The sequence below is a fragment of the Streptomyces sp. NPDC001450 genome, assembly GCF_053597295.1.
In genome coordinates, this window is the sequence record NZ_JBSFHY010000049.1 from 67719 (window position 1) to 76196 (window position 8478).

At 69.7% G+C, this 8478-nt stretch carries 7 protein-coding genes; all 7 read right to left on the bottom strand.

The genetic code is table 11. The features are described 5' to 3' along the window. Positions 1-30 precede the first annotated feature (30 nt). Entirely contained in the window at positions 31-750 is a 720-nt protein-coding gene (locus ACWC5O_RS38745) for a lysophospholipid acyltransferase family protein (protein ID WP_450583485.1), read from the bottom strand. Positions 751-1002: 252 nt separating this feature from the next. Next, positions 1003-1521, bottom strand: coding sequence for a hypothetical protein (locus ACWC5O_RS38750; protein WP_450583487.1), 519 nt, complete (start codon positions 1519-1521; stop codon positions 1003-1005). A gap of 111 nt (positions 1522-1632) precedes the next feature. Further along, complete coding sequence (locus ACWC5O_RS38755; RefSeq protein ID WP_450583489.1) at positions 1633-3582, bottom strand: amino acid transporter; 1950 nt, start codon at positions 3580-3582, stop codon at positions 1633-1635. A 459-nt stretch (positions 3583-4041) separates the two neighbouring features. Beyond that, on the bottom strand, positions 4042-4818 hold the full coding sequence (locus tag ACWC5O_RS38760) for a GNAT family N-acetyltransferase (RefSeq protein WP_450583491.1): 777 nt from the start codon (positions 4816-4818) through the stop codon (positions 4042-4044). Between the two features lie 110 nt (positions 4819-4928). Further along, entirely contained in the window at positions 4929-5006 is a 78-nt protein-coding gene (locus ACWC5O_RS38765) for a 50S ribosomal protein bL37 (RefSeq protein ID WP_373310759.1), read from the bottom strand. Between the two features lie 31 nt (positions 5007-5037). Then, on the bottom strand, positions 5038-5856 hold the full coding sequence (locus ACWC5O_RS38770; protein WP_450583492.1) for an SDR family NAD(P)-dependent oxidoreductase: 819 nt from the start codon (positions 5854-5856) through the stop codon (positions 5038-5040). A gap of 383 nt (positions 5857-6239) precedes the next feature. Further along, entirely contained in the window at positions 6240-8390 is a 2151-nt protein-coding gene (kdpB, locus tag ACWC5O_RS38775; RefSeq protein WP_450583494.1) for a potassium-transporting ATPase subunit KdpB, read from the bottom strand. Positions 8391-8478: the final 88 nt, after the last annotated feature.

Genomic DNA, 8478 nt, shown 5'->3' on the forward strand with positions numbered 1-8478 from the left:
TCGTGGCGGAGCCGTTCTGCCGACGGCAGATCAGCTGAGCGGCGCCCGCGGGAACTTGCGCTCCTTCTTCTCAGCCGCCTGCTCGGCTTTGACGACGGCCGCGTACTGGTCGACGTACTCCTGCTCGGACAGCGAGAGGATCGCGTACATGATCTCGTCGGTGACGGCCCGCAGGATGGCCTTCTCGTGCTCCATACCGGCATAGCGGGAGAAGTCGAGCGGCTTTCCGAAACGGATGACCACGGGGTGGATGTTCGGAATGACCTTGCCGGGCGGCTGCGCCTCGAAGGTGCCGATCATCGCGCAGGGCACCACCGGCACCCCCGCCTTCAGTGCCATGACCGCGACCCCCACCTTGCCCTTGTACAGCCGGCCGTCGTGCGAGCGGGTGCCCTCCGGGTAGATGCCGAGCAGCTCCCCCCTGCTCAGCACCCCGAGCCCCTCCCGGATCGCGGCCTGCCCCGCGTCCTTGCCGGAGCGGTCCACCGGGATCTGTCCGGCGCTGCGGAAGAAGAACGCGGTGAGGCGGCCCTTGATGCCGGGCCCGGTGAAGTACTCCGCCTTGGCGAGGAAGGTGATGCGCCGCTTCAGCATCGCCGGCATCAGGAAGTGGTCGGAGAAGGACAGATGGTTCCCGGCGACGATCGCCGGCCCCGACGCCGGCACGTTCTCCAGCCCCTCGATCCGGGGACGGAAGACCAGTCTGAGCAGGGGCCCCAGCAGCACGTACTTGAGCAGGTAGTAGAACACGGCTCGCTCCTCACGTCACCAGCCACCCCGTTGGACTGGCGTTTCCTCAGGTCGGCGCAGGGATCACGGATATGGGCTCAGGTGCGCCCGTGGTCATCTGTAGCCATGTCCAGTCGGTCTCATGCTGACACTCTGCTGAGCTACGTACGGCTTGGAGAATGACGTGGCCCCAGGCCGGTCAGCTACCCGCGGCATTCGGCTGCACGTTGCGCGGAAGCCGAAAACCCCCGGTGTCGTGAGCTGCCCGTGCGGTCAGGAAAGCCCCGACGCCCGGAGGACATCCTGCACGGTCTCCCGGTCGATGCGGTTCCCGAGCCGGTGCAGCACATCCGCGCCGTGGCGCAGCGTGCCGCGCTCGATGGAGCGGCGGACGCCCGTGTCGAGTTCGTGCCAGAGCAGGGGGTTGGCGGCGAGGATGCGGGGATCGATCTCCAGGCGATGGCCGTAGATGTCCCGCAGGACCAGGTGGGAGGAGACGCCGTCGTACTGCCGTACGGTGGCGAGCGCGTCCGTACGGACGATCCGTCGGCGCCAGGGGGCGCGTACCGCGATCCAGCCGGGGCCCGCACTCACCCGCTGGGGCAGGAGGACTGCGCACACTGCGGCCGACAAGGCGACCCAGAGCAGGGCACGCAGCGGGGTCAGGCTTCCGGCGTCCCAGTCGACCAGGAGGCTGAGAGCACAGAACATCAGGGCACAGCTCAGCGCGAGCCGCGCGCTGCCACGCCAGTGGCGGTCGCCGGCCGAGCCTGGCGGTCCGCTCCGTCGCATGCCGCTGACGGTAGGCGGCCGTACGGGCTGAGGCGACCGCTGCTTACGGAGTCCTAGCGCTGTGCGGGCGAATCCTGACGGGATCCTGACGCCGGTTGCCGGAGTCGAACCTCAGCCGGTGTGGACGCGCGGGCGCCTGACCCGGTTCGGCTCCGCCTCGCGCAGGATCTCGCGGGTGACCGGGGCGACCTCGCCCTGGCCGAAGAGGAAGAAGCGCAGGAAGTTGGCGAACGGGGTGCCCTCGGTCCACTCGAAGTAGACGTGCGGGGTGCAGCCTGTCATGTCCCGGGCGTGCAGGAGGAGGGCCGCCAGGGCGTTGGAGATGGAGGAGTGCTCCAGGGTCAGGACGCGGTAGCGGTCGTGCAGAACCTCGCCGCGCACGATCAGGCCCGCCTCGAACTCGGAGGGGTCGGTGACCGTGACCTCGACGAACACGAAGTCCTCCGTGGCCGGGATGTCGTTGTCGGCCCTGATCTGCTCGATCTTGTCACGGTACTCGGCCTTGTCCCGGTGACCGGGCTTATTCGCGATGAAGCGGATGCGGCGGTGGGACATGTCCCTGATGAACCGTTCCGCCATGTCGTCCAGCTCGACATGCGTGACGCGCAGTTCGAAGGCGCGGGCCAGCCGGGAGAAGAAGGAGACGAGCATGATGCCGACGATGAAGCAGGCGCCGATCTTCACACCGTCCGGGCGTTCGATGACGTTCGCCACGGTCACGTAGAGCAGGACCGCGGAGATGGTGGCGAAGGCGGCGGTCCAGCCGCGCTGCGCGGCCCTGCGCGCGGCGATGGTCACGGCGATCGCCGCGGAGGACATGAGGACCAGCACGCCGGTGGCGTAGGCGCCGCCCTGGGCGTCCACATTGGCGTCGAAGAGCCACGTGACCAGGAAGGCGATGAGCGTGAAGACGATGACCATCGGGCGCACGGCGCGGGCCCAGTGCGGGGCCATGCCGTAGCGGGGCAGATAGCGCGGCATGAGGTTGAGCAGGCCGGCCATGGCGGAGGCGCCGGCGAACCACAGGATGGCGATCGTCGACAGGTCGTAGACAGTGCCGAAGGCGCCGCCGAGGTATTCGTGCGCCAGGTAGGCCAGCGCGCGGCCGTTGGCCTGGCCGCCGGTCTTGAACTCGTTCGCCGGGATGAGCACCGTCGTGATGAAGCTGGTGGTGATCAGGAAGACGCTCATGATGAGCGCGGCCGTGGTGAGCAGCTTCTTGGTGTCCCGGATCCGGCCCTTCGGCTTCTCCTCGGTGTCGCCCGGATCGCCCTGGACGTGGGGCATGACGGCGACGCCGGTCTCGAAGCCGGACAGGCCGAGGGCCAGTTTCGGGAAGACCAGCAGAGATACGCCGATCATGGCGAGGACGTTGCCGTGCTGGGTGGTCAGGGCGCTGGTCCAGTCGGTGACCACGTGGCCGGCGGTGAGGACGTGCCAGAAGCCGACGACCACGACGACGGCGTTCAGGCCGAGGTAGACCACGACCAGGGCGACCGCGACGCCGATCGCCTCCAGGAAGCCCTTGAGGAACACCGCGCCCAGCAGGGCCACGAGGAGGAGTGTGATCAGCATCTGCTGCCCCTGCAGCGTGCCCGTCAGGTGCGGGTTCTCGATCAGGTGGGTGGAGGCGTCGGCGGCTGACAGGGTGATCGTGATCAGGAAGTCCGTGGCGGCGAAGCCCAGCAGCGTCAGGACGAACAGCTTGCCCTTCCAGAAGGACAGCAGCCGCTCCAGCATCGCGATGGATCCCTCGCCGTGCGGGCTCTCCTCGGCCACCCTGCGGTACACGGGAAGGGCTCCCGCCAGGGTGACGACGACGAGGACCAGGGTGGCGACCGGGGAGAGCAGGCCGGCCGCCAGGGCCGCGATGCCGGGCTGGTAGCCGAGGGTCGAGAAGTAGTCGACACCGGTCAGGCACATCACCCGGTACCAGCGCTGCCCCTGGTGGGGTGCCCCCGCCTCGGCGTACGGCCCTTGCTGGTGTCCTGCCATGTCGGACAGGCCCTCCAGCATCCACGTCCGCAATCGGCTCGGCGGCGGGTGTTCGGTGGTGGCCATGGACGTGCTCTCCTGGTGTGCGGCTCAGCGTGGGGTTCCGGCCATCACACGGACGGCGGCACCAGCGTAAGCAGGGGGTGCCGCGTGGACCCACGGGAGAGCCCGCCGAACGCGTCAAGACCGCGTTAAGACTGCTGTGCGCATGCCAGAGGTCCGCTCAGCCGCGACAGGCGCATGCCGTTCACGGCCACGAATCCGTCCTGGAGGCCCACGAGAGCCGGCCGCCGGGTCACGGCTGGAGGCCAAGCGTCATGTCGTACGACGTCTCCTTGCCGGCCCGCAGCCAGGTGATGCGGAGCCGCAGGCCGCTCGCGTCCGGATGCAGGGACGGTTGCCCGCTGAGGCACGCATCTCCCCGCGCTTCAGCGTGATCGTGAGCTCGTGGCGGCCTTCGAGAATCGGAAGGGTGAGGAGCGGGGGTTTTCTGGGCATTGGCGGCTCCCTCTCTTCGACGGGTCTCTAGGCGCTGAGCCGAAGGTGTGACAGGGGGCTCCCCGCCGCGTAATGGACATACTCGCGGACCAGGCGGAAACCGGCGTTCCAGGCCAGGAGGCGGCTGGCGCGATTGTGGACCGAGCAGTTCCAGCTGGGGGTGTGGCCGCGGGAGGTGATGTCGGCGCACAGGGAGGTGACGCAGGCCAGGGCGAGGTGGTGGCGTCTGCGGTCGGGGACGGTGTAGACGGCCACGTCCTCATAGTCGGTGCCGCGAAAGTACGTGCACGCCATCGACAGGATCTGACCTGTGCGGCCCACCGCGGCCCAGGCGTGTCCGGAGGCGGCGAGGCCGCGCGGTCCGCCCCAGCTCGCCGACAGCCAGGACGCGTCCGAGCCGAGTTCGAGCACCGTGTCGGCGTCCGCCGGATTCAGGCGTCGTACGGTCACCGCATGCGGGACCATGGCGGCCCGAGGGGTGGCCTGGAGTGTCCAGATCATGCGCTCCCACGGGGTGAGCCGGTCGAAGGCGGCGCCGAGTGCGGGCAGGAATCGGGCCGGGGCTTCGACGCGGTTGCCGGCCAGCGGGGCAAGGAGTTCCGGTGTGAGCTCCTCCGGGCTGCCGCGCAGCACGACGTGTCCGGCGCAGGAGACGGCGACCGCGCTCGGCTGGACGGGCCTGTCGCCCCACCAACGGCCGATGCCCGTGGCCAGCACGTGTTCGCCGATCGTGGCGGGGCCGGGGGAGTGGGCGGGGAACCAACGGGCGAGCGCCCGTGGGTCCGGCGGCGAGATCTTGATCATCGGTTCCTCGTGGGAGTGGAGGAGCGGGGTAGGGACCGGGCGGGCGACCGTGGATTACCTCTCTCCGTCGCCCGCCCTGGGGTGGACGGCGCGCGCCGCCCTGTGCGTCGTCAGCTCTGGCCGGCCTTGCTCCCGTGGTTGGCCTTCTTCTTGCGACGGTCCTTCTTCTTGCGGGCGCGCTTCGACATGTATGTCAACTCCTGTGTTGGTGAGGGTTCTTCAAGCGGTACGGCCGACCAGCAGGTCCGCGAGCTTGTTCAGACGCCTGATCGTGCGGTCCTCGGTTGCGGCCGGGGCCGGGTCGACGCGCTCGTCGCGGTCGTAGTAGGCGCCGTTGACGATCTCGACGGCCGGGGCGCACAGCCGGACCACGTGGGCGGCGCCCTCGGTGGGGGAGACGCCCTCGTGGGCGTAGAGGGGGAGCAGGGCGGTGTCGCAGACGCCCGGGTGCACCGAGACCGCGGTGACGCGCGGGTCAGCCGCGAACACGGTCAGGGCGAGCTGGGACTGGGCGTAGGCGGCGAGGCGGGAGTAGCGGCGGGCGCGGTTGGGGTCGGCCCACTGGATGGACGCAGTGCGGTGCAGGGAGGAGGAGACGTTGACGACCCGCCCTCCTGGGTCGCTGGTCAGGGCCGGCTCCAGCAGGCAGGTGAGCAGGTAGTGGGCGAGGAAGTTGACCTGGAAGGCGATCTCGTTGCCGTCGGCGGTGACGGTGTGGCGTTCCGGGGCGGCCATGCCTGCGTTGTTGACGAGGACGTCCAGGTGCGGATGTGCGGCGACGATCGTGCGGGCGAGGGTCTCGACCTCGTCCAGGTGGGTGAAGTCGGCTGCATGAAGGGCCAGTTGGTCGGAGCCGACTTTGGCCGTGGCGATCAGAAGGTCGGCGGCGGCCCGGGTCTCCTCGGCGGTACGGCCGTGCAGCAGCACGGTGGCGCCGCGCTCGGCGAGCTGCCGGGCGGTCTCCAAGCCGATGCCGGAGGTGGAGCCGGTAACCAGAACGGTGCGGCCAGACAGGGTGGAAAGGGTGGAGTCGGACATGATCCCATCCGGGGTTGCGGGCACACCGGCGCCGCCCGGCGAGGGGCGGTGGGCGTGCGGTGGAGAGGAAGAGCGAGGGGCGCCGGGAGCCGATCACGGCGCCCCTCGGGTCACGGAAAGCGGCGTCGGCGGGACGCGGCGCCTGCACGGCATGTGTCGGCGGGACGCGATGCCGGCGTGGCGCGGGCGCTTCCGTTCAGCGCGGCTCAGGACTCGACGGCCGAGCGGGACTCGGCGGCCGGTCGAAGAGGAGCCAGGCGCTGTTTACAAGGTCCATGGAAGCCGTGCCGCACGTTCCGAGCAAGCCGAAACCCGGTTCTCTGACAGGGTCCTGACGTGTGCATACGGGACCTTGACGGGCGAGCCAGGGCACCGGGCGAGGCTCAGCCAAGGCCGGACACCCCCGAGACGAGCAGGTCGATGAGCTTGATGCCCACGAAGGGCAGGACCAGGCCGCCGAGGCCGTAGACGAGCAGGTTGCGGCGCAGCAGGTCGTGGGCCGAGGACGGGGTGTAGCGCACGCCGCGCAGAGCGAGCGGGATCAGCGCGACGATGATGAGCGCGTTGAAGATGATGGCGGAGGTGATCGCGGAGGTGGGGCTGTGCAGGCCCATGACGTTCAGCGACTCCAGGCCCGGGTACGAGCCCGCGAACATCGCCGGGATGATCGCGAAGTACTTCGCCACGTCGTTCGTGATGGAGAACGTGGTCAACGCGCCTCGGGTGATGAGGAGTTGCTTGCCGATCTCGACGATCTCGATGAGTTTGGTCGGGTTGGAGTCGAGGTCGACCATGTTGCCGGCCTCCTTGGCGGCCGACGTACCGGTGTTCATCGCCACGCCGACGTCGGCCTGCGCGAGAGCGGGAGCGTCGTTGGTGCCGTCGCCCGTCATGGCGACCAGCTTGCCGCCCTCCTGTTCCCGCTTGATGAGCGCGAGTTTGTCCTCAGGTGTCGCCTCGGCCAGGTAGTCGTCCACGCCCGCCTCTTCGGCGATGGCCTTCGCGGTCAGCGGGTTGTCGCCCGTGATCATCACCGTACGGATGCCCATGCGGCGCAGTTCGGCGAACCGTTCTCGGATGCCGTCCTTGACCACGTCCTTGAGGGGGATCAGGCCGAGCACCCTGGGGCCGTCCCAGTCGTGCACGGCCACCAGCAGCGGTGTCCCGCCCGAGGCGGCCACGGCGTCGGAGTAGAGCCGTGCCTCGGGCGGCACCTGACCGCCGTACATCTGCACCCAGTCGATCACCTGCTGCGCGGCGCCCTTGCGGATGGCGCAGACGGCGCCGTTGTCCCAGCGCAGGTCGACACCGCTCATCCGGGTCTGCGCGCTGAAGGCGACCCAGCGGGCGTTCGCCAACTCGCCCGGTGCAGGCGCCCGCAGCCCGTACCGCTCCTTGGCCAGGACGACGACGGAGCGGCCCTCCGGGGTCTCGTCGGCCAGCGAGGACAGCTGGGCGGCATCCGCGAGCTGCCGTTCGTCGATCCCGGGCAGCGGGACGAAGGCGGCGGCCTCGCGGTTGCCGAGAGTGATGGTGCCGGTCTTGTCGAGCAGCAGGGTGTTCACGTCACCCGCCGCCTCGACGGCCCGCCCGGACATGGCCAGCACGTTGCGCTGCACCAGCCGGTCCATGCCGGCGATGCCGATGGCAGACAACAGAGCACCGATCGTCGTCGGAATGAGCGTGACGAGGAGGGCGACCAGCACGGTCGTGGACTGGGCGGCTTCGGCGTACTCGCCCATCGGCTGGAGGGTGACGACGACCAGCAGGAAGATGATCGTGAGGGAGGCCAGCAGGATGTTCAGCGCGATCTCGTTCGGGGTCTTCTGCCGGGAGGCGCCCTCGACCAGGGCGATCATCCGGTCCAGGAAGCTGTGGCCGGGGCGCGCGCCGACCCGTACGACGATGCGGTCGGACAGCACCGTCGTACCGCCCGTGACACCACTTCGGTCGCCGCCCGACTCCCGGATGACCGGTGCCGATTCACCGGTGACGGCGGACTCGTCGACGGCCGCGGCACCGTCGACGACGTCGCCGTCCGCCGGGATCATTTCGCCCGCCTCGACGAGCACGACGTCCAGCGGCTTCAGGTCGGTGGCCGCGACGGCCTCCGTGCGGGCGGTGGCCAGGTTGGTGCCGTAGCTCCAGTGCTGGAGCCGCAGCGCCACCGTGTCCGTACGCGCTTTGCGCAGGGACTCCGCCTGCGCCTTGCCGCGGCCCTCGGCGACTGCCTCGGCCAGGTTGGCGAAGACCACCGTCAGCCACAGCCACAGGCTGATGACTGCGGTGAAGACGGCCGGGTGAAGCAGCGCCGACAGGGTGGTCAGGCCCGCGCCGACGGACACCACGAACAGCACCGGGTTCTTCACGAGAACGCGTGGGTGCAGTTTGCGCAGCGCCTCGGGGAACGAGCGGAGGAGCTGGGAGGGGTCGAACAGCCCGCTCGGGGCCCGACGTCTCGCCCGTCCCGATCCGGGCCTGGCCGCGCGCTCGGGACGTGATGCTGGGGCCTGCTCAGGGGCAGCGGGAAGCATGGACACCTTCGTGCCTTGATGGGAGACAGGGGCTGCGGCCGCGGTCCGTGTGGTGCCGGGGCCCCGGCACCACACGCTGACGCATCGA